The sequence below is a fragment of the Arthrobacter sp. 131MFCol6.1 genome, assembly GCF_000374925.1.
Classification (GTDB): Bacteria; Actinomycetota; Actinomycetes; order Actinomycetales; family Micrococcaceae; genus Arthrobacter.
On sequence record NZ_KB895545.1, the window covers coordinates 40,385 to 60,572 of the forward strand.

Annotated in this window: 21 protein-coding genes; 4 read left to right on the plus strand and 17 right to left on the minus strand. The window is 67.4% G+C overall.

Translation table 11 applies throughout. The annotated features are described in order from the left end of the window. Positions 1-187 precede the first annotated feature (187 nt). Positions 188-1,108, minus strand: a complete 921-nt coding sequence (locus C566_RS0111205) for a cation diffusion facilitator family transporter (protein ID WP_018774435.1) — start codon at positions 1,106-1,108, stop codon at positions 188-190. A gap of 230 nt (positions 1,109-1,338) precedes the next feature. Between C566_RS0111205 and C566_RS0111210 the strand changes: the two genes are divergently transcribed. Continuing rightward, a complete protein-coding gene (locus C566_RS0111210; protein ID WP_018774436.1) occupies positions 1,339-1,605 on the plus strand; it encodes a GlsB/YeaQ/YmgE family stress response membrane protein in 267 nt (88 codons plus the stop codon). Positions 1,606-1,750: 145 nt separating this feature from the next. On the opposite strand, the gene C566_RS0111215 is transcribed toward C566_RS0111210, so the two are convergent. From C566_RS0111215 to infC, 4 genes are all read right to left on the minus strand, one after another. Then, positions 1,751-2,647: a TrmH family RNA methyltransferase gene (locus tag C566_RS0111215; RefSeq protein WP_026266603.1), complete on the minus strand. Its 897-nt coding sequence runs from the start codon at positions 2,645-2,647 to the stop codon at positions 1,751-1,753. A gap of 66 nt (positions 2,648-2,713) precedes the next feature. Then, positions 2,714-3,184, minus strand: a complete 471-nt coding sequence (rplT, locus tag C566_RS0111220; protein WP_018774438.1) for a 50S ribosomal protein L20 — start codon at positions 3,182-3,184, stop codon at positions 2,714-2,716. Between the two features lie 122 nt (positions 3,185-3,306). Next, positions 3,307-3,501 (minus strand): 50S ribosomal protein L35, encoded by a 195-nt coding sequence (rpmI, locus tag C566_RS0111225; RefSeq protein WP_003798720.1) that lies wholly within the window; start codon positions 3,499-3,501, stop codon positions 3,307-3,309. 115 nt (positions 3,502-3,616) lie between these two features. After that, complete coding sequence (infC, locus tag C566_RS0111230) at positions 3,617-4,732, minus strand: translation initiation factor IF-3 (protein ID WP_026266604.1); 1,116 nt, start codon at positions 4,730-4,732, stop codon at positions 3,617-3,619. 437 nt (positions 4,733-5,169) lie between these two features. On the opposite strand from infC, the gene C566_RS0111235 reads away from it, so the two are divergent. Beyond that, positions 5,170-5,556, plus strand: coding sequence for a DUF1844 domain-containing protein (locus C566_RS0111235; RefSeq protein ID WP_018774440.1), 387 nt, complete (start codon positions 5,170-5,172; stop codon positions 5,554-5,556). Between the two features lie 140 nt (positions 5,557-5,696). Here C566_RS0111235 and C566_RS0111240 read toward each other — a convergent pair whose 3' ends face one another. From C566_RS0111240 to C566_RS22130, 8 genes are all read right to left on the minus strand, one after another. Then, positions 5,697-7,010, minus strand: coding sequence for an MFS transporter (locus C566_RS0111240; RefSeq protein ID WP_018774441.1), 1,314 nt, complete (start codon positions 7,008-7,010; stop codon positions 5,697-5,699). Positions 7,011-7,074: 64 nt separating this feature from the next. Continuing rightward, entirely contained in the window at positions 7,075-8,031 is a 957-nt protein-coding gene (locus tag C566_RS0111245; protein WP_018774442.1) for an SseB family protein, read from the minus strand. A gap of 13 nt (positions 8,032-8,044) precedes the next feature. Continuing rightward, positions 8,045-8,791, minus strand: a complete 747-nt coding sequence (gene priA, locus C566_RS0111250) for a bifunctional 1-(5-phosphoribosyl)-5-((5-phosphoribosylamino)methylideneamino)imidazole-4-carboxamide isomerase/phosphoribosylanthranilate isomerase PriA (RefSeq protein WP_018774443.1) — start codon at positions 8,789-8,791, stop codon at positions 8,045-8,047. Between the two features lie 40 nt (positions 8,792-8,831). Next, entirely contained in the window at positions 8,832-8,990 is a 159-nt protein-coding gene (locus C566_RS22960) for a hypothetical protein (RefSeq protein ID WP_018774444.1), read from the minus strand. After that, entirely contained in the window at positions 8,991-9,740 is a 750-nt protein-coding gene (gene hisH, locus C566_RS0111260; RefSeq protein WP_018774445.1) for an imidazole glycerol phosphate synthase subunit HisH, read from the minus strand. It lies immediately after the preceding gene. Continuing rightward, a complete protein-coding gene (gene hisB / locus C566_RS0111265; RefSeq protein WP_018774446.1) occupies positions 9,737-10,363 on the minus strand; it encodes an imidazoleglycerol-phosphate dehydratase HisB in 627 nt (208 codons plus the stop codon). Before hisB ends, hisH begins: the two co-directional genes overlap by 4 nt. Positions 10,364-10,434: 71 nt before the next feature. After that, entirely contained in the window at positions 10,435-11,553 is a 1,119-nt protein-coding gene (locus C566_RS0111270; RefSeq protein ID WP_018774447.1) for a histidinol-phosphate transaminase, read from the minus strand. Between the two features lie 68 nt (positions 11,554-11,621). Then, complete coding sequence (locus C566_RS22130) at positions 11,622-12,056, minus strand: LysM peptidoglycan-binding domain-containing protein (protein WP_018774448.1); 435 nt, start codon at positions 12,054-12,056, stop codon at positions 11,622-11,624. Positions 12,057-12,556: 500 nt separating this feature from the next. On the opposite strand from C566_RS22130, the gene lexA reads away from it, so the two are divergent. Next, entirely contained in the window at positions 12,557-13,306 is a 750-nt protein-coding gene (gene lexA / locus C566_RS0111280) for a transcriptional repressor LexA (RefSeq protein WP_026266605.1), read from the plus strand. Positions 13,307-13,413: 107 nt separating this feature from the next. Here the strand turns inward: lexA and C566_RS0111285 are convergent, their stop codons facing one another. Together C566_RS0111285 and hflX are read right to left on the minus strand one after the other, a co-directional pair. Continuing rightward, positions 13,414-15,543, minus strand: a complete 2,130-nt coding sequence (locus tag C566_RS0111285; protein ID WP_018774450.1) for an ATP-dependent DNA helicase — start codon at positions 15,541-15,543, stop codon at positions 13,414-13,416. Next, positions 15,536-17,140, minus strand: coding sequence for a GTPase HflX (gene hflX / locus C566_RS0111290; protein ID WP_018774451.1), 1,605 nt, complete (start codon positions 17,138-17,140; stop codon positions 15,536-15,538). Before hflX ends, C566_RS0111285 begins: the two co-directional genes overlap by 8 nt. A gap of 499 nt (positions 17,141-17,639) precedes the next feature. Here hflX and C566_RS0111295 point away from each other — a divergent pair, with 499 nt between their 5' ends. After that, positions 17,640-18,254: a class I SAM-dependent methyltransferase gene (locus C566_RS0111295; protein WP_018774452.1), complete on the plus strand. Its 615-nt coding sequence runs from the start codon at positions 17,640-17,642 to the stop codon at positions 18,252-18,254. Here the strand turns inward: C566_RS0111295 and dapF are convergent. Together dapF and miaA are read right to left on the minus strand one after the other, a co-directional pair. Beyond that, positions 18,235-19,188, minus strand: a complete 954-nt coding sequence (dapF, locus tag C566_RS0111300; protein ID WP_018774453.1) for a diaminopimelate epimerase — start codon at positions 19,186-19,188, stop codon at positions 18,235-18,237. The two genes, C566_RS0111295 and dapF, sit on opposite strands and share 20 nt — an antisense overlap. 51 nt (positions 19,189-19,239) lie before the next feature. Continuing rightward, positions 19,240-20,175 carry a tRNA (adenosine(37)-N6)-dimethylallyltransferase MiaA gene (miaA, locus tag C566_RS0111305; protein WP_018774454.1) on the minus strand — a complete coding sequence of 312 codons (936 nt, stop codon included), beginning with the start codon at positions 20,173-20,175 and terminating at the stop codon, positions 19,240-19,242. Between the last annotated feature and the right edge of the window lie 13 nt (positions 20,176-20,188).

Sequence of the window (20,188 nt, forward strand, 5' to 3'; positions counted from 1 at the left end):
CAGCCGCGGCACAACAGCAGAGGCAACGGCAGCGGCGACTGCAGAGGCAACAGCCTTTAGATGCCCCAAAAGAACAGCAGTCCTGTCCGGTGGTGCACCGGGCAGGACTGCTGTTTTGTCAGGGGGCTGCCGTTCTGTCCGGCGGCTGCCCCCTATGGGCTTCCGTTCTGCCTTTGGGCGGGTCGGCTCAGGGGGCGCTGACCCGTTGCACGTCCGGTTCCAGGTAGATGACCCGGGCAATCGGGACGGCTTCGCGGACCCGGACCTCTGCGTCATCAATCGCCTTCGCAATGTCCTGGCCCGAGTCCGAGCTCCCGATGCTGATCTTGGCCGCCACCAGAAGCTCCTCGGGGCCAAGGTGCATGGTCTTGAGGTGAATGATGCTGGTGCCGCCGGCCTCGATCGCGCTGCGGATCTTGGCGACGTCATCGCGGGTGGCCGACTCGCCCAGCAGCAGGGACTTGGTTTCCATGGCCAGCACCACGGCGATCGCCACGAGCAGCAGACCGATCATCGCGGTGCCGAGGGCGTCCCAGATGCCGTTTCCGGTCAGGAGCGTCAGGCCCACGCCGAAGAGCGCGAACACCAGGCCCACGAGGGCGCCGAAGTCCTCGAGCAGGATCACCGGGAGTTCCGGCTGCTTGGCGTTGCGGATGAACTTAACCCAGCTCTGCTTCCCGCGGAGGGGGTTGGATTCCATGATCGCGGTCCGGAACGAGAAGGACTCGGCGATGATCGCGCCGATCAGGACGGCCAGCGGCACCCACCAGAAGTCCCCTTCGATGGCGTGCGGGTGCTGGATTTTTCCCCAGGCCTCATACAGCGCGAACAGGCCGCCGACGCTGAACAGCACAATCGAGACAATGAAGGCGTAGATGTACCGCTCGCGGCCGTAGCCGAACGGGTGCTCGGGGCTGGCTTCCCGCTGCGCGCGCTTGCCGCCGAGCAGGAGCAGGAGCTGGTTGCCGGAGTCTGCGATGGAGTGAATCGCCTCGGCCAGCATGGACGAGGACAGCGTCAGAAAGTAGGCGACGAACTTCAAAACGGCGATGGTCAGGTTTGCGGCCAGTGCCGCGAGAATCGCCTTGGTACCGCCATTTGCAGCCACTTGAGCTTCTCCTTGAGGTGTTCGTCCGGGGTGTACGCGAACACCGGAAGAACCCAGCGCCCACAAGGAATACCGTACCCGTTTCCGGGCCGCCGCCGAACCGCGGCAGGGACCGGCGCTGCCACGTAACGATTGGGCAGTCCCCTGCTGACAAGCAATCCGCCCTATGTTAGCTTGAAGCCATACTCGGGATTCACAATTTGGATGCCGACGAATATGTAGGAGGAGACATGGGCTTTCTTGGCTGGATCATTCTCGGACTCATAGTAGGTGCAATCGTCAAGGCAGTCTTGCCCGGCAGGGTCGGTGGCGGCTGGGTTACCAGCCTCGTGCTCGGCGTCGTCGGCGCAATTGTCGGCGGATGGATCGGGGACCTGCTGTTTGGCGGCGGCAAGATGGAATTCTGGAATCTCGGTTCCTGGCTCCTGGCCATCGTCGGTGGCCTCGCGGCCGCACTCATCTACGGCGCCATCACAGGGCGCAACAAGACCACCTAATTCTTCAAGGCACTGACCGACCACTCTGTGTGGGGCGGCAGTGACAGTACGACGGCGGGCCCCGCCGTTCGTTTGGCCTGCGTTCCGGCAGGGATTCCTGCCGGACACTCCGTTTCCTGCAGAACCCCTTTCCTGCAGAGCCCCTCTAGCGCGACTGCTGGGAGCGGGCGCTGGCGTAGAGGCAGACGGTGGCTGCGGTGCCGAGGTTCAGGCTTTCCGCTGACCCATAGACCGGCACGGCCACCCGGTGGTCGGCCAGCGCGATCTCGTCCTCGGACAGGCCCTGGGCCTCGTTGCCGAAGAGCCAGGCAGTGGGCTGTTCCAGCGCGTAGACCGGTTCGGCGGCGGAGGCCCCCAGGCGGCGGGCCGCGTTCTCGTCCTGGAGACGGTCCAGGTCCAGCTGTCCCTTGCCGTCCGCGGCCAGCACGCCGACGCCACGTTCCTTGCAGCGGGCCACGACCTCTTCAACCTCCGCGCCAAGGACAACGGGCAGATGGAACAGGGAACCCGCCGTCGAACGCACGGCCTTCGGGTTATAGATGTCCACGCTCGAGCCGGTCAGGATGACGGCGTCGGCGCCGGCGGCGTCGGCTGCCCTCAGCACGGTGCCGGCGTTGCCGGGGTCACGGACCTGGCACAGGACGGCAATCAGCCGCGGGCCGGCGTCGAGCACCTGCTCAAGGCTGACGTCCAGGAAGCCGCAGACGGCGACGATGCCCTGTGGGGTGACGGTGTCCGCCATCGCTGCAATCACTTCGTCGGTGGCAAGGTGCGCGTGGGTTCCCTCGGCCAGCTGCTCCAGCTCCGGGTGGCGGTCCAGGCAGGCCTCGGTGGCGTACACCTCATAGACGATGCCCGGCTCCCCCGCGGCAATCCTCTTCCGGTGCAGGACCAGGGCCTCCCGGACCGCCTGCGGGCCTTCCGCCAGGAACTCGCGACGCTTTAAACGCGCCGGGCGCCCGGCAAGCTGTGCCACCTTCCTCATCCGATCAGCTCGGGGGTTGGAAAGTGGTAAGTCTTGCGGGCGCCCGGTTTCGTTCATATAAAGAACCTTAGTGGCTATTGCCGCCGGCTCTTGAACGACGCAGTTTTTCAACCGCGGCAGGAACTACTTTGCAGCCTCGGCGTCAGCCTTCTTGGCAGCAGGCTTCTTCGCGGGAGCCTTCTTGGCTGCCTTGGGAGCCGGAGCGGCTTCAGCCTGGACGGCCGGAGCGGACGTGTCGGCGGGCAGCGAGTCCTTGGCGACCTTGACCAGCGCGGCGAAGGCGTTGGCGTCGGAAACGGCAAGCTCGGCCAGCATGCGGCGGTCAACCTCAACCTCAGCGGCCTTCAGGCCCTGGATCAGACGGTTGTAGGTCAGGCCGTTGGCGCGGGATGCAGCGTTGATGCGCTGGATCCAAAGACGGCGGAAGTCGCCCTTCTTCTTCTTGCGGTCACCATAGCTGTACACAAACGAGTGCAGCAGCTGCTCTTTTGCCTTGCGGTACAGGCGTGAACGCTGTCCGCGGTAACCCTTTGCGCGTTCGAGGATAACCCGGCGCTTCTTGTGGGCGTTAACCGCCCTCTTCACACGTGCCACGTGCGTACTCCTTAGAAAATTTCTGATCCCAAGCGTCTACTGCCGGAACGGTCCGGCTGGCCTGAGAAGCCTTTTTGGTAGTTGACTGCTGCCAGGTGGCGAACAGTCAGAGAACTTGGAACTTAGATGCCGAGCATCTTCCGGATGACCTTGGCGTCGCCCTTGAAGACGATCTTGTCGCCGGCAAGGCGACGGGTCAGCCGGGAGGACTTGTGCTCGAGGTAGTGGCGGCGGTTGGCCTGCTGGCGGCGCAGCTTGCCGGTACCGGTCAGCTTGAAGCGCTTCTTAGCACCGCTGTGGGTCTTCATCTTCGGCATGGGAACCGATCTCCTTACGTATCCGCAGAAAAGTCTGCAGCTCTTTCGTGCAGCCACCCCTGCGGGCGGCGTGCTGATTGCCTGCTGCCGGACATTGCTGTCCGGCAGCCGTGAACTAGTTGGTCTTCTTGGTGCCAGGCTTGGCGGCTGCCCGGGGGGCGGCCGGCCGTGCGGCGGGCTTCGGCGCTGCAGGCCTCGGCACCGGCTTCGGAGCAGCAACCGGCTTCGGTGCTGCTGCCGGAGCGGCTGCCTTTTCCTCGGGAGCCTTCGCTGCCGCCGGGGCCGGAGCGGCCTTCGGAGCCGCGGGGGCCTTGGCCGCTGCAGGCTTCTCGGCTGCCTTCGGAGCCGCGGGGGCCTTGGCTGCTGCCGGCTTCTCGGCCGCCTTCGGAGCCGCGGGAGCCTTCGCTGCTGCAGGCTCCTCGGCCGCCTTCGGAGCAGCCTCCTTCGGCGCCTCCTGGGCAGGAGCCTCGTCGGCCTTGGTCTCTGCAACCTTGGCTTCTTCGGCCGGGGCCGCTTCAACCTTGGTCTCTTCGACCTTGGCTTCTTCGACCTTGGTCTCTTCGACCTTGGCTTCTTCGACCGGGGCTTCCGTTGCGGGAGCCTCCGGCGACACGACGTAGCCTTCCGGCAGGAGGTCCGACAGCGTCTGGGTCAGCGGGGCGTTGCCACCGGAGACATCGACGCGTCCCGAAGCCTTGGCCTCGTTCTCGGCCTTGGCTTCTGCGCGCTGCGTTGCGCGGCGGGCCTCCGCCTTGGCTTCGGCCTTGTTCTTCAGCGGGCCAACCACCATGACCATGTTGCGGCCATCGATGCGCGGGCTGGACTCCACCACACCAACTTCGGCGACGTCGTCGGCGAAGCGCTGGAGCAGGCGGATGCCCATCTCGGGGCGCTGCTGCTCACGGCCGCGGAACTGGATCATGGCCTTGACCTTGTCGCCGGCACCGAGGAAGCGGAGCGCGTGGCCGCGCTTCGTTTCGTAGTCGTGGGTGTCGATCTTCAGGCGGAAACGGATTTCCTTCAGGACCGTGTTGGTCTGGTTCTTCCGGGCCTCGCGTGCCTTGACAGCGGCTTCGTACTTGTACTTGCCGAAGTCCATCAGCTTGCACACCGGAGGCTTCGCCTGAGGTGCAACTTCAACGAGATCAAGATCGGACTCGGCAGCCAAACGCAGGGCATCCTCAATACGGACAATTCCTACTTGTTCGCCTGCAGGGCCGACCAGCCGCACCTCGGGGACGCGGATACGCTCATTGATTCTTGGCTCGCTAATGTTAAAGCTCCTGTGTTCGTGAGGGGTATTCCACCGGCAAAAAGAGAAGGCCCCCAATTGCCGGAGCAATCGGAGGCCTCAAGATCGGAGCTGCCGCCCTCAATGGGGCGACATGCACTTCCTGCGGACCGGAGTCCGAGGCAGTGCCCGACCAGGTACCCGGCAACCTTGACTCCTGGACAGGAGGGGCTTCCCGAAGGAAGTTTCGCGGCTGACGCGGGTGGGAGAGAACTCCGCTTGCAAACTAAAGCCAACTCTACAGAAAGAAACCCGCTCAACGCACGTATGCGTCGCCGGGCACCAACTTCAGTGACTAGCACTGGCAGTCAGAACACTGCATCCTATAAAAGCTTGAGAATAACGACATTTAGTCGGTCTGTGACAAGCTTACCAGCATGAGCACTTCAGATAGTAATTCCCACGTCTTCGAGCCCGCAGCCGCCCAGGCGGACGTCTCGCAGCAGATCCGCGACATCTCGGAAGTCCCCTCGATCGAGGTCATCACCACGGCCGCCGTGCACCTGATGAGCGCCGCCGCCGTGAAGCTCGGCCTTGCCGCCGAGGAAAATGCCCAGGAACTCAAGGACCTGGACGAGGCCCGCAAGCTGATCACCGCCCTTGCCGGCCTGGTGACCGCCGCGGCCCCGGAAATCGGCTCACAGCACGCTGGACCGTTGCGCGATGGACTCCGCTCGCTCCAGCTGGCCTTCCGCGAGGAATCGATCATTCCGGATGCTCCGGGCAAGGGCCCGGGCGAGAAGTACACCGGCCCCGTCAACTAAAGCACTTTCGTCAGCTAGGAAAACGCCGGCGGGCGGACCACCCAGGTCCGCCCGCCGGCGTCGTTAATTCCGTTCGCACGATTTTCCGTTCGCACGGGCCAACCGCGTGCCCAGCTTGGCGCGCTGGGCCCGGCCCGCATTCAGACGCGGGCCAGGCGGCTGCGCCGGACCTGTTGCAGGGCCAGTCCCACCAGGCAGAGGGCCACGCCCGCCAGACCCACCGAGACGAAGCCGGCCGACGGTCCGATGAGGTCGATGAACAGCCCGGCCAGCGGCGCGCCCAGGGCTACCCCGCCGGTGAGCGATGAACCGTACCAGCCCATCGCCTCCCCGCGCCGGCTTTCGTCCACCAGTTCGGCCACCTTTTCCGAGGCCGCGGACAGCACCGGCGCGCACAGCAGACCCGGCAGCAACGCGAGCAGGCTGAGCGTCCAGACGTCGGTCGCGAAGGCCATCGGGACGGTCAGCGCTGACATCCCCAGCAACAGGAGTACCGGGGAGATGGGCCGGTGCATGGCGCCGTAGAGGATGCCGCCCACCACCGAGGCCGCGCACCAGAACAGGAACACGATGCCGATTTCGGCCTCGTGCCCGCCGGTCTGGAGCGCCGCGACGATCCCGACGTCGGTGCCGCTGAGGACCATGCCGGCGCCGGCCGCGACAGCGAAGACGGCGGCCACGGCGGCGGTGAACCAGCTGAAATTGTGGATGACGCGGTGGCGCAGGCCGGAGCCCCGCCGTCGCCGTTCCTCGGCGGCGGCTGCCAGGGGTGCCAGTTCGGCTGCGGCCTCCTGCAGGTGGGCCGGTGCCGCAGCAACGACGGCGGCTTCCGCACATTCCAGCTCCTGCGCTTCAAGCCTGGCGTCCGGGGAGGCGCTCCGGGTGGGCGGGTTGAACCACATGAGGAAGAGTCCTGAGACGGACGTCGCCACGCCCACGACCGTCAGGCCCAGGACGGACTGGCCGCTGGTGGCGACGACGGCTCCGACAGCGGGGCCGATCATGAAGACCAGCTCGGTGGCGATGGCGTCGAGGGCAAAGGCCGTGCGGCGCTGTTCCCCGGGAGCCAGCACGCCCAGCGACTGCCGCACCACGCTGAAAATGGGCAGGGTCAGCAGGCCGCCGACGAACACCAGGGGCAGCAGGGCCTCGTAGGACACGTGTGGCACGATCGACCAGATCACGGTCTCTGAGACGACGGACGGAATGAGCGCCTTGCGCAGCCCCACGGTGTCGACCCGGCGCCCGCGCCAGGGCGCGCCGACGGCGATTCCGATCGTCATGACGGCGGCGGCTGCGCCGGCGGCGGCGTAGCCCTGGCCGAGGGTCAGGACGATATGCAGGGTCAGCAGTACTCCGGCCGCCGAGTGCGGTATGCGGGCGATCATGCCGACCAACAGGAGGCGCCTGATGGGCCGGACGGCCAGCAGCTCACGGTAAAGCGCGAAATTCACGGACTACATCCTTCTGGTACTGCCCACGGCAGCACCGGGAGGTCCCCCCCCGTTGGGCCGTCAGCTATGGTGCTGCGCGCTGCAGCTTGACCTCGATCGAATCAACCCGCTCGGCAAAGATTTCATTCCGGGCCCAGGCATCATTGAGGCCGGCGACGATCGACTGCACGCCGGCGGCGTCGAGACCGTCTTCAAGGTAGAGGACCACACGGAGTTCCGGGCCGGCTCCCCCACCGGGGAGCCGCCTGCCATCGGCCGTGGCCGAGGCAACTCCACCCCCCGGATGAATTTCAACACGGCGGACCGCCGGAAAGCCAACCGCGTCTTCCCCGAGGGCCCCCGCGAGATCGGGATCGGCGTACGACGGCGTCCAGGCCCGCTGCTGGGCGAGGGCCCACACTGCTGGCCTGCGGACCACGAATGTCACTTCCGAGCCGGGATCAATCACGAGCAGCTCGGCGCCTTCCGCGACCGCTGACAGGGCGGCCCGGGCCGCGTACACGGCGACCGGCCGGGCCTCCGGGTGCCACGCCGTCAGTGATGCCGCCGAGGTGAACACCGGCATGGCCGTCCGCCCGTCCGGCGCCTTGAGCGTCACCAGGGCCATGTCGGCCTGTTTGTCGGAGCGAAGTTTGTCACCGTGCAACGGGTCCCCGTTGGGCCCAGCCGCAGCCTCGCCCTCTTCGGCGAGCTGGGCGAGGATTGGCACGAACACCCGGGCGGTGGCAAGCGTGGCCACCACGGCGGCCTCGTCACCGGTGCCCGCGGCGAGGTCGGACAAAGCCGCCAGATAGCCGGCGTCGGCGGTGCCGTCGTCGTCGTCGAAATTGTGGATCTTTGCGTCATCGCCGGACAGGCTGCGGCCCGCCCAGGGTTGGCCGGCGGAGTCGGTGACCCCGCCGGCGCCGGCGAGGGCCGCCGCGATGTGCCCGGGCAAATGCCGGACGGGACCTGTCCCGGTCCCTGCCTGCCCGCCATCCTGGGGGTTGTTGGGGTCGCGGGGATCGTGGGTGTGTGTCATTGGCACTGACCGCCTAGCGGCGGCCGGCGACGTCGAGGGCCTCGGGCAGGGTGAAGTTGCCGTTGTAGAGGGCCTTGCCGATGATGGCGCCTTCGACGCCGAGCGGCACCAGGGAACGCAGGACCTTGAGATCCTCGAGGCTGGAAATGCCGCCGGAGGCGACCACCGGTTTGCCCGTCTTCTCGACCATCTGGCGCAGGAGCTCGACGTTGGGGCCCTGGAGGGTGCCGTCCTTGGTCACATCGGTCACGACGTACCGGGCGCAGCCGGCGTCCTCGAGGCGGCCGAGCACGTCCCAGAGGTCACCGCCTTCCTTGGTCCAGCCCCGGCCGGCGAGGGTGGTGCCGCGGACGTCGAGGCCGACGGCGATCTTGTCGCCGAAGCGCTCGATCACCCGGGCCGTCCACTCCGGGTTCTCCAGTGCCGCCGTGCCCAGGTTGACGCGGGCGACGCCGAGGTCTAGGGCCTTCTCGAGGGATTCGTCATCGCGCAGGCCGCCGGAGAGCTCCACCTTGATATCGAGCCGGCCCACGACCTCGCGCAGGAGTTCGGCGTTGGAGCCGCGCCCGAACGCGGCGTCCAGGTCGACCAGGTGCACCCACTCAGCCCCCTGCTGCTGCCAGTTGAGGGCGGCCTCCAGCGGAGTGCCGTAGCTCGTCTCGCTGCCGGCTTCGCCCTGAACGAGCCGGACGGCCTGGCCGTTGACGACGTCGACGGCGGGCAGGAGCTCGAGTACGGGCAGCGGGGTTTCGGTGGTCATCGTGGAGTCCTCAGCTTGGGGATGGTAGTGGGAGGGGCGGTCAGGACGCCGGCAGGGTCAGGAGGTAGGCGGCGAGCAGCGACATGCCGGCGAGGACGTAGAAAACGACCTGCACCCAGAGCGGGCTTTTCTGCTGGCGGAAGGAGATCGCGCCGCCGACCAGCAGGCCGGCGACGCCCATGAGGACCAGGGACCACATCTAGGCGGTCGCTTCCGGGGCCGCGGTACGTTCCGGGACTGCGGGGCGCAGGCCCTGGACCCAGTTGCGCAGCAGCCGGGCACCGGCGTCGCCGGACTTCTCCGGGTGGAACTGGGTGGCACAGAGCGGGCCGTTCTCCACGGCCGCGATGAACGGGGCGCCGTGGTCGGACCAGGTCACCAGCGGCGCGGCCATCCGCGGCTGGATGACGTCGAAGTCCCACTGCTGGACCCCGTACGAGTGCACAAAGTAGAAACGCTCGCCCTCAACCCCGGCGAAGAGCTTGGACCCTTCGGGGACGGAGACGGTGTTCCAGCCCATGTGGGGCACGACGTCGGCAGGCAACAGTTCCACCTTGCCGGGCCACTCCCCCATGCCTTCGGCTTCGGTGCCGTGCTCGACGCCGGCCTCGAACAGCACTTGGAGCCCGACGCAGATGGCCAGCACGGGGCGGCCCCCGGCGACACGCCGGCCGATCATGCGGACGGCGTCAACGGCCTTGAGCTCGCGCATGACGGTTTCGAAGGCGCCCACACCGGGGACGACGAGGCCGTCGGCGTTGAGGACATCCTCAGGCTTGGCGCTGAGGATGACTTCGGCGCCGGCCCGCTCGAGGGCGCGGACGGCGGACCGGACGTTCCCGGAGCCGTAGTCCAGCACCGTGACAGTGGGCTTTCCCGACGGGGACACCGGCTTTGCCGCAGCGGCGGGGTCGATGATGGCCCCGTCGCGGAGCAGCGGGCCGGTCACAAAGCACCCTTTGTCGACGGGATGCCCTCGACCCGGGGGTCCGGTTCGACGGCGGCGCGCAAGGCACGGGCAAAGGCCTTGAACTGGGCCTCGACGATGTGGTGGGGGTCGCGCCCGGCAGTGACGTTCATGTGCAGGCAGATCCCGGCGTGAAGGGTGATCGCCTCGAAGACGTGGCGGGTCAGGGAGCCCGTAAAGTGGCCGCCGATCAGGTGGTATTCCTGCCCTGCCGGCTCGCCGGCGTGGACCAGGTAGGGACGGCCGGAGACGTCCACGACAGCTTGCGCGAGGGCCTCATCCAGGGGCACGGTCGCCTCGCCAAAGCGGCGGATCCCGGCCTTGTTGCCCAGGGCGGTCCGCAGGACCTCGCCGAAGGTGATGGCCACGTCCTCGACGGTGTGGTGGACATCGATGTGGGTATCACCGGTGGCCTTGACCGTCATGTCGATCAGGGAGTGCTTGCTGAGGGCCGTCAGCATGTGGTCGTAGAACGGGACCGACGTGCTGATGTCTGACACGCCGGTGCCGTCCAGGTTGATCTCGACCAGGACCGAGGACTCGCTGGTGGTCCGTTCCATGCGTGCGGTCCGGCCCTCGGCGGTGGTGGATCCGGGGTTGCTCATGTAGATGTGTCCTTTGGAAGAAAGCAGGGTGTTGGGCACTCTGGCGGGGACGATCGGGCTCCCCACCAAGTCTAGGCCTGCGGCTTTGCGGAGCCGGCCAGGATGAGTTCAAGGGCCTCCAGGAAGGCTGTGGTTTCGGTCTCAGTGCCCGCGGTGACGCGCAGGTGCCCCGGAATGCCGACGTCGCGGATGAGGACACCGGCGTCCAGCATGCCCTGCCAGACCTCATGGGGGTTCTCCAGGCCGCCGAAGAACACGTAGTTGGAATCGGACGCGGCCGGCGTCAGGCCCAGCCGCGTCAGTTCCGACACGATCCGGTCGCGCTGGCGCTTGATGTCCTCGACGTCCGCCATGAGCGCCTCCCGGTGGCGCAGGGCGGCCAGGGCCGCGGCCTGGGTGATGGCCGAGAGGTGGTACGGGAGACGGACCAGCCGCAGGGCGTCCGCGACCTCCGGGGCCGCGGCCATGTAGCCGAGGCGCGCGCCGGCGAGGGCGAAGGCCTTGCTCATGGTGCGCGAGACGATGAGCCGTTCCCGGCCAGGCAGCAGGGTGAGCGCACTGGGCGTACCGTCGTGGGCGAACTCGTGGTAGGCCTCATCGACGATCACGATGGTCTGGCTGGCCTCGCCGGCGTCATAGACGGCCTCGACCACATCAAGGCCCAGCCCCGTGCCGGTCGGGTTGTTCGGGGAGCAGAGGAAGACGATGTTGGGCTGAAGCTCGCGGACCTGGCGTGCCGCCGATTCCGCGCTGAGCCCATAGTCCGAGGCGCGGGCCCCGACGATGTATTCCGTATCCGTGCCGGAGGCCAGCAACGGGTACATCGAATACGTGGGAGGGAACCCGAGGGCTGTCCGGCCGGGGCCGCCGAAGGCCTGGAGGATTTGCTGCAGGACTTCGTTGGAACCGTTCGCGGCCCAGATGTTCTCCGCGTCCAGGCCATGGCCAAGGTATTCGGCGAGGGCTTCGCGCAATTCTGTGAACTCGCGGTCCGGATAGCGGTTCAGTCCGGCAGCGGCGGCGCTCACGGCCTCGGTGATCGCGGCGCGGACATCGGCCGGGACCCCATGGGTGTTCTCATTGACGTTGAGCAGGATGGGGACGTCCAGCTGCGGCGCGCCATACGGACGCAGGCCACGCAGATTGGTTCGGAGGGGCAGTCGGTTGAGGCGCTCAAGCTGGTCAGTCACGTGACCAGTTTAAGTGGTAGCGGGACGGGCGCTGAAACTGTGACGCCTGCGACGTTACCTGGGGGAGGTTACTTGGACGGGACGAACAGCTGCTGGCCGGGCATGACACCCGCGGCGTCCAGATTGTTCAGCTGCACGATGTCCGCCACGACGTCGCGGGGATCGCGCTCCGGAGCCACCGACCCCGCAATGGCCCAGAGGGACTCCCCCGGCTGCACTGTGACGGAAACGGTCGGCGTCACCGAGAGCTGGTCCGCGGAATCTGCCGCCTTGGCGGGAGCGTTGAGGAATCCGCTGAAGGACAGGATAAACGCCGCCAGCAGGATCAGGGGGACACCGAAAAAGACCAAGCGTCCGCGCCGGGTGAGCCGCAGCGGCGGCTGCTTCGGCCGGCCGGCGGAAACCGCGCCCGTGGCCCCTTGCGGCGCCTGCGACGTCGCGGACGTGCGGCGCCTGGCATTGAGCGGGTACACGTTGCCGTAACGGGAACTGCCCTGGCCCATACCGCTTTGGCTGATGCCACCGTGTCCGATGCTTCCGTGTCCGATGCTGCGGCGATCCGCCGCGCCGCCCGGAACAACACCTCGGCGGCGGGTCGTGATGCCCTGAATGCTAGTGCCGTGAAACGCGCTTGAAACTGACATGAACTGAGCCCTCCTGGACCATAGTTGCCGCCCGGCGTACTCACGTACTCGCCGCCAACCGGCCGAACCTTCGAACATAGAACCGAACATCGCTTGCGAACCCAGATCAGCGAAGTCGAACACATATTCGAATCTTGCTGGTTCTGTTTTAGCACTTACTAACGAACGATGTCGAGACTCGCTAGAACAAATGTTTGAAAAAGGTCTGCGGCTGGCCTATTTTTGAGGGACAGGACAACCGCTTTGAACTCCCGAGGGAATTCATTCGTAGTTGATCAGCAGGGTCTGACATTTCAGGCCGGAAGTTCCCGGTGACAGCAGCCACGGCAGCCGGGCGGAACGGAAAGGCATTGGCGAACATGGCAGCACAAGCCACCGGCGGCAGGGCCACCCCACGGAGCCCGCAGCCCGCCCGGGCCCCCAAGAGCCTCACCGTCCGGCAAAAGAAAATCCTGGAGACCATCCAGCGGTCCGTCACGGACAAGGGCTACCCGCCGTCGATGCGCGAGATCGGCGACACCGTCGGTCTCGCCAGCCTCTCGAGCGTGACCCACCAGCTCTCCCAGCTTGAGAAACTTGGCTACCTGCGGCGTGATCCGAAGCGGCCCCGGGCCATGGAAGTGCTCATGCCGTTGACCCTGGACGAGGGAACCACGCCGATATCGGGGATCGAGAAATCCAGTCCCTTGCGGGCCGTGGGCGGCCTGTCGGTAACCGAGCTCGCCAGCGCCACTGACACGGCAATGGTGCCGTTCGTCGGACGCATCGCCGCCGGCGGGCCGATTCTCGCGGACCAGGTGGTGGAGGACGTCATGCCGCTGCCCCGCCAGCTCGTGGGCCATGGCGAACTCTTCATGCTCAAGGTCGCTGGCGATTCAATGATCGACGCCGCCATCTGCGACGGCGACTGGGTGGTTGTCCGCCGCCAGGGTGATGCCCTGAACGGCGACATCGTGGCCGCCCTGCTGGACGACGAAGCCACGGTCAAGACATTCCGCCAGCGGGACGGCCACACCTGGCTGCTGCCGCAAAACACCCAGTACGAGCCCATCCTCGGCGACCACGCCGTCATCATGGGCAAAGTCGTCTCGGTACTGCGCTCCCTCTAAACCGCGTTCCCTCTAAGCTGCGCTCCCCTTAGCCATCCGGGGCCAGGCCGCCAGTAGCGGCCACCCCGCGCGGAGTTCCGGCGCAGGGTGGCGGGCCGGCCTGGGGTTTAGTCTTTCGCGGAGTCCTTCGCCAGGCGCTTCAGGGCCGCCATGGCTATCGATGAATCGGTGGTGGGCCAGAACGGCGGCAGCGCGGCGCGCAGGAAGCCGCCGTAGCGCTCCGTGGAGAGCCGCGAATCCAGCACTGCCACCACGCCTTTATCCGAGGTCGAACGGATCAGCCTTCCGGCGCCCTGCGCGAGGCGGATGGCGGCATGCGTGGCCGAGACGGCCATGAAGCCATTGCCGCCGGCCTGGGCCACGGCCCGCGAACGTGCCGTCATCAGCGGGTCGTCCGGCCGCGGGAAGGGAATCCGGTCGATGACCACCAGCCGGCAGGACACGCCAGGGACGTCGACGCCCTGCCAGAGCGACATGGTGCCGAACAAACACGTGTCGGGCTCGTCGGCGAACTGCCGCACGAGCGCCGTCATGGTCGACTCCCCCTGGCACAGGATGCTGAGGCCCAGCCGGGGCCGCATGGCCTCGGCTGCTTCCTCGGCCGCACGCCGCGAGGAGAACAGGCACAGCGCACCGCCGCCGGACGCGCGGATCAGCTTCTCGAGTTCGTCCAAAGCCTCGGGGGACGTTCCGCGGCCGGGTTTGGGCAGGTGCCTGGCGACGTAGAGGATGCCCTGCTTCGGGTAGTCGAACGGGGATCCGACGTCGACGCCGGTCCAGCTTGGGGCGCCGTTGCCAACCAGGCCCAGGCCTCCGGCGGCGGGTTCGAAGGCAGCGCCGATGGCCAGTGTGGCCGAGGTCAGGATGACGGTGTGGTCCGCGAACAGGCCTTCGCGCAACCGTCCTGCGACGCTCAGCGGGGCGACATTGATCAAGGCCGGCGCGCTCTCGTCCGGCTGTGAGTAGCCCTGTGCCGGGTCGAAGCTGCTGTTGCGGGAGAACCACACGACTTCGCGGTTTTCGCGTGCGGCCAGGAGGCGTTCACAGAGTTCCAGGATGACCATGAGGCGTGAGCGGGCAAGCTGGCGTCCGCCGTCGGCCGTTGCGGAGCTGTCCCCCTTGGAATCGGACAGGGCGGCGCGGCACGCGTCGCGCAGCTGATCGATGCAGTCCAGCTGCTCGCTGTTCAGGCCATTGGGCATCAGCCCGCTGGGGACGCCGTCGATGGCCAGCTCCAGGTGGGCAGCGGCATTGTTCAGCGCATCCACGGTGATGCCCGTGTGCTTCCGGGCCCCGGACGCGGCGGCGTGCACCATCGCCACGGAGAGCTGGCCCGAGACCGCGCCCGTGACGCGGTCCTGGAGTTCGTGCGCCTCATCCACCACCACAACGTCGTACTCGGGCAGCACCGCCAGGCCTTCGAAGGCGCTGACGGCGAGCATGGCGTGGTTGGTGACCACGACGTCGGCGTCGGCGGCGTTCTGCCGTGCCAGCTCGCTGAAGCATTCGGCCGCGAGCGGGCATTTCTGCGCGCCGAGGCACTCCATGGAGGTGACCGAGACCTGGCGCCAGGCCCGGTCCGTGACGCCGGGCATGAGCTCGTCACGGTCCCCCGTCGCGGTCTCCTCGGCCCATTCGCGCAGGCGGACGACTTCCTTGCCCAGCTGGGAGGACGGCCCGCCCAGTGCGGCGGCGAAATGCGGCACGCTGGTGTCCTCGCCAAGGGAAAACAGCTGTCCCTCGGAAGGTTCTTCGGACGGGAAGCCGCCCTCGAGTTTGTGCCGGCAGACGTAGTTGGACCGGCCCTTGACCAGGGCGACCTTGACGGGCCGTTCCAGGGCAGGCGTGATGGTCTTGAGCAGCCTGGGCAGGTCGCGGCCCACGATCTGGGTCTGCAGCGCCAGGGTGGCGGTGGAGACCAGGGTGGGTTTGTTGCTGGTCAGCGAATGCGCGATCAGCGGAATCAGGTAGGCCAGGGACTTGCCGGTGCCGGTGCCGGCCTGGACCAGCAGGTGGTCGCCGCTGTCGATCGCGCGCGCCACCTGCCGGGCCATTTCGTGCTGGCCATCGCGGCTCTGCCCGCCCATGCCGGACACGGCACGGTCGAGCAGTTTAACCACAAATTCCTCGCCGGCCGCGCCGGCAACCGAACCGGCATCAGGCTCGGCCGATCCACCATCGGCTGGATCGGCGTCGGCTGGTTCGGCGTCAGCCTTGGTCACCGCAGCCTCAGTCATTGCTGATGAAGGGATCCAGTTCGGCGGCGAGTCCTTCACGCACCATCACCACGGCACGAGTCCCGGTTTCCTCGTGGTCGAGGCTGAGGATCTCGGCGTCCGTCTCGTGGAGCTTACTGAGCAGATCCCCGCGGTTGTACGGGATCAGCAGTTCAAGCTTCACGCTGGGCCGCGGAATGCCGTCGCTGATGGCCTTGAGCAGTTCCGGAATGCCTTCGCCGGTGCGGGCCGAGACCACGACGTGGCGCGGCTCGCGCTGCTTGAGCCGTTCGACCACGAACGGGTCAGCGGCGTCGGCCTTGTTCAGGACAATGATTTCCGGAACCTTTCGCGCGTCGACTTCGCTGAAAACCGTCCGGACAGCGGCGATCTGGCCTTCCGGATCCGGGTGCGAGACGTCCACGACATGCAGGATCAGGTCGGAGTCGGCCACCTCTTCCAGCGTGGAGCGGAATGCCTCCACGAGCTGGGTGGGCAGGGAACGGACAAAGCCCACGGTGTCGGCCAGGGTGTATCCCAGCCCGTCAGCGGTTTCGGCCTTGCGGACGGTGGGGTCCAGGGTGGCGAACAGGGCGTTTTCCACCAGCACCCCCGCGTCGGTCAACCGGTTCAGCAGCGAGGACTTCCCGGCGTTGGTGTACCCGGCGATCGCCACCGAGGGCACGGCGTTACGACGGCGGTTGGCCCGCTTCGTTTCCCGGGCAGGCTTCATGGCGGCGATTTCGCGCCGCAGCTTGGCCATCCGGGTGCGGATCCGGCGGCGGTCCAGTTCGATCTTGGTCTCACCGGGGCCACGCGAGCCCATGCCGGCACCGGCGCCGCCCACCTGGCCACCGGCCTGGCGGGACATCGATTCACCCCAGCCGCGCAGGCGCGGGAGCAGGTATTCGAGCTGGGCGAGCTCCACCTGCGCCTTGCCTTCACGGCTCTTGGCGTGCTGGGCGAAGATGTCCAGGATCAGCGCTGTACGGTCAATGACCTTGACCTTGACGATGTCCTCCAGGCCGCGCCGCTGGGACGGGGCCAACTCGGCGTCGACGACGACAGTGTCGGCGCCGGTGGACATCACGATGGCTTTCAGTTCCTGCGCCTTGCCGGAGCCGAGGAAGGTCCCGGGATCGGGCTTGGCGCGCCGCTGGACGAGCCCGTCGAGGACCTCGGAGCCGGCTGTCTCAGCGAGGGCGGCAAGTTCACGCAGGGAGTTCTCGGCGTCCGCGAGGGTGCCCTCGGTCCAGAGGCCGGCCAGGACGACGCGCTCAAGGCGCAACTGCCGGTATTCGACCTCGGTGACGTCTTCGAGCTCGGTGGACAGGCCAGCCTTGCGGCGCAGCGCGTGGCGTTCCTCAAGGTCCTGCTGGTCGCCGTCGAAGTTGGTGTACACCTCGTCCAGGCGGGAGATGGCCTGTGCCTTGCCGAGCACCGACGTCGGGCCGCCGGTACCGGCACCGGCGGCGGTGGCGGTGCCGTGGCTGGTGCCGCCGCCGCGGCCTGGGGCGGGGGTGTCCTTGGAAAGGATCCGGTCGATTACAGCTTGGATCTCCTCAGGGCTCATGTCCTGGGCTGCTGAATCGGGTCCGGTGTTGGGGTGGCTGGTCATGGTCTCCTTTAAGGGTTCGGCTCTTTCAGAATAGTGCCGATTGCTGCTCTGTGGGGCGGTATTCGCGCTGGGCTGACGGCGGGGGGTCATGCAGGCCTCCTGGAATGCCCGCGGCAACGGTGCCGGGGCGGGGCTGGCTCCGTCCGGAGCTATGGCTGGCTGAAGGGTAGAGGCGGCAGAAGCGCCTGGCTGTGGGACCACAGAATGTGGAGATCACAGTGAGGTAGGTGCCGTCCGCCAAGCCGGGCCAAGGAGCACGCTGCCAAAAGACACGGTGCTGGAAAGCGGCTGGATTCCAAGTGGTGCGGGCGCCAGCGGGTGAGAAAACTCACCCTTGCGATGGCGCACTCAGCCGAAGGCGTTTACCTGCGTCGCTCCGGGGACGGGACGGACCCGTGCCGGCTACTTGGAGATCAAGATCATGTTTCGTAGCGTAGCAGACGCCGGCGCTCCCGCCCGGTTTCCCATACGGGCTGGCCGCGAACTAATCTGGCCCATTATGGAGTCTGCACACTATTTCAGCGCCCAGCCGGCCGGGCCGTTCACCCGCAAGCCGCTCACCGTGGATCTTGCCGGTGAGACGCGCCGGTTGCAGACGTCCTCGGGGATCTTCAGCCCGGACGGGATCGACAAGGGGACGGCGGTGCTGCTCGCCGACGTCCCGGCGCCGTCGCCGCAGGGCAACCTGCTGGATATCGGCTGCGGCTGGGGACCGATCGCCCTGACTATGGCCCTGCGGGCACCGCACGCACAGGTCTACGCGGTGGACGTGAACGAACGTTGCGTGACCCTGACCAACGAAAACGCCGGCCTGTTGGGGCTGAACAATGTAACCGCCAGCACGCCAGACGCCGTCGACCCCGAACTGCGCTTTGACACCATCTGGTCCAACCCGCCGATCAGGATCGGCAAGGATGAGCTCCACGCCCTCCTGCGCCTGTGGATTCCCAGGCTGGCACCGGGCGGATCGGCCTGGCTCGTGGTCCAGAAGAACCTCGGCTCGGACTCGCTGCAGCGCTGGCTCTCGGCGGAGCTCGACTCCAGCTTCAGCGTGACCCGGGAGAGCACGTCGAAGTCGTTCCGGATCCTTCGAATCAGGAAAGCGTCCCGCTAGCGACGATCACGGCCGGGCCGCTGAGTTCGACGTGTTCGTGCCCCTCCGGGCCCAGGAAGAATTTCACGCCGACGACGCCGCCGGGGACGTGGACGTTCCACGCGTCCGGTGCGCCCTGGCCGGCCCAGTGGCGAATCGCGACGGCAGCAGCGCAGGCGCCCGTGCCGCATGACTGGGTCTCCCCCACCCCGCGTTCGTGGACCCGCATGGTGATGGTGCCGGTGCCGTCGTGGACCAGTGGTTCGGACGGCACAACGAATTCGACGTTGGTGCCGTGCGGCGGCGTCGGGTCCACGCGGGGGGCCGTGAACAGCTGCGTGGCTTCCAGTTCGGCCGTTTCGGCCAGGGCCACGACGGTGTGCGGGTTGCCCATGCTGACGGAGAGGGCGGGGCGCGCGACTTCGAGCCCGTCGGCGCTGACGAGCGAATCCATGGCCCGCGCCGTCGCCTCGCCCGGGAAAATGAACTCCCAGGGGCCCATGTCCACGGCGTAGCCCGCAGCTGTCCGGACGATCGTCTTGGCACCGCCCCGGGTTCCAATGACGAGGGATTCGCCGGCCGGCAGGTCCACGAGGCCTTCGGCGATGAGGAAGTGCACAAAGACGCGGACTCCGTTGCCGCACATCTCAGAGAGCGAGCCGTCGCCGTTGCGGTAGTCCATGAACCACTCGGCGTCGGGGTGCGCGGTCAGCAAATCCTGTCCCTCGGGCAGGAGCCGCGAAGGCACGGCGCGGATCAGGCCGTCGCCGCCGATGCCGCGGTGCCGGTCGCAGAGCGCCGCGACGTGCTCCGGGCTGAGCTCGAGCGCGCCGTTGGGGTCTGCGATCAGGACAAAGTCGTTGCCCGTTCCGTGGCCTTTGGAAAACTTCAGACCGCTCAGGGGTGCGGTATCGCCGGCAGTACGGTCAGCGGCTACGGCTTGGGATTCGTCCATGCTCCAAGGTTACCGTTCCGTCCTGACCGCTCCGGTATCGTGACCCAAGCGCTACGCCGGAGGCGGAACCGGCGTCGCCCGGCAGAGGCCGGCGGCCTCGGCCACCAGATCAGGATCGTTCCAGCCCAGCCACGTGATCCGGGGATCCGCACGGAACCAGGTCAGCTGCCGGCGCGCGAACTGCCGGGTGGCGATGATGGTTTCGTCCGCGGCCTGCTCCAGGCTGGAGGCACCGTCGAGCACCCGGAGGAACTGGGCGTAGCCGAGGGCCCGTGGCGCGGTCCGGCCGTTGCGGAGTCCGGCGGCGTCCAGCCGGCGGACTTCGTCCAGTAGCCCCTGGTCGACCATTGCGTGGACCCGGTCGGCGAGGCGCCGCCGGAGCAGTTCCCGGTCCACCTCGAGTCCGATCTGGACGGCAGGCTGGAAGTATTCGCGGGCCGGCATGAAGGAGCTGAATGGCCGCCCGGTGAGCTCGAAAACTTCCAAGGCTCGGATGATCCTGCGGTCGTCGCCGAGCCTGCCCGCGGACACGGGGTCCACTGCTTCCAGCCGTTCCCGCAGGGGCGCAGGTCCCGCGGTGGCCAGTTCCGCCTCAAGCCGGCCGCGGATCTCCGGATCCGTGCCGGGGAACTCGAGGACGTCGAGGGCGGCGCGGACGTAGAGTCCGGAGCCGCCGGCCAGGATGGCCCGCTTGCCCCGCCCGTGGATGTCGGCGATCAACGCGCGGGCCTGCTGCTGGAAGTCCGAGACGCTCGCTTCCTCGGTCACGTCCAGAATGTCCAGCAGGTGGTGCGGCACACCGCGGCGCTCGGCCTCGGTGATCTTGGCGGTGCCGATATCCATGCCCCGGTAGAACTGCATCGAGTCGGCGTTGATGACTTCACCGTCGAGCTCGAGGGCGAGGGAGACTGCCAGGTCTGATTTGCCGGATCCCGTCGGCCCGACGACGGCGATCACCGGCGGCGCAACCGGCTGTGCCCCCGGCACCGCCGTATTTTGG

Coding starts and splice junctions, on each gene's coding strand:
- C566_RS0111215 (WP_026266603.1), bottom strand. CDS start 2,647: ATGAACGAAACCGGGCGCCCGCAAGACTTACCACTTTCCAACCCCCGA.
- C566_RS0111285 (WP_018774450.1), bottom strand. CDS start 15,543: ATGACTGAGGCTGCGGTGACCAAGGCTGACGCCGAACCAGCCGACGCC.
- dapF (WP_018774453.1), bottom strand. CDS start 19,188: ATGGACGAATCCCAAGCCGTAGCCGCTGACCGTACTGCCGGCGATACC.
- lexA (WP_026266605.1), top strand. CDS start 12,557: ATGGCAGCACAAGCCACCGGCGGCAGGGCCACCCCACGGAGCCCGCAG.
- C566_RS0111235 (WP_018774440.1), top strand. CDS start 5,170: ATGAGCACTTCAGATAGTAATTCCCACGTCTTCGAGCCCGCAGCCGCC.
- C566_RS0111245 (WP_018774442.1), bottom strand. CDS start 8,031: ATGACACACACCCACGATCCCCGCGACCCCAACAACCCCCAGGATGGC.
- C566_RS0111210 (WP_018774436.1), top strand. CDS start 1,339: ATGGGCTTTCTTGGCTGGATCATTCTCGGACTCATAGTAGGTGCAATC.
- C566_RS0111295 (WP_018774452.1), top strand. CDS start 17,640: ATGGAGTCTGCACACTATTTCAGCGCCCAGCCGGCCGGGCCGTTCACC.
- rpmI (WP_003798720.1), bottom strand. CDS start 3,501: ATGCCGAAGATGAAGACCCACAGCGGTGCTAAGAAGCGCTTCAAGCTG.
- C566_RS22130 (WP_018774448.1), bottom strand. CDS start 12,056: ATGGGCCAGGGCAGTTCCCGTTACGGCAACGTGTACCCGCTCAATGCC.
- hflX (WP_018774451.1), bottom strand. CDS start 17,140: ATGACCAGCCACCCCAACACCGGACCCGATTCAGCAGCCCAGGACATG.
- C566_RS22960 (WP_018774444.1), bottom strand. CDS start 8,990: ATGTGGTCCCTGGTCCTCATGGGCGTCGCCGGCCTGCTGGTCGGCGGC.
- priA (WP_018774443.1), bottom strand. CDS start 8,791: ATGACCACCGAAACCCCGCTGCCCGTACTCGAGCTCCTGCCCGCCGTC.
- hisB (WP_018774446.1), bottom strand. CDS start 10,363: ATGAGCAACCCCGGATCCACCACCGCCGAGGGCCGGACCGCACGCATG.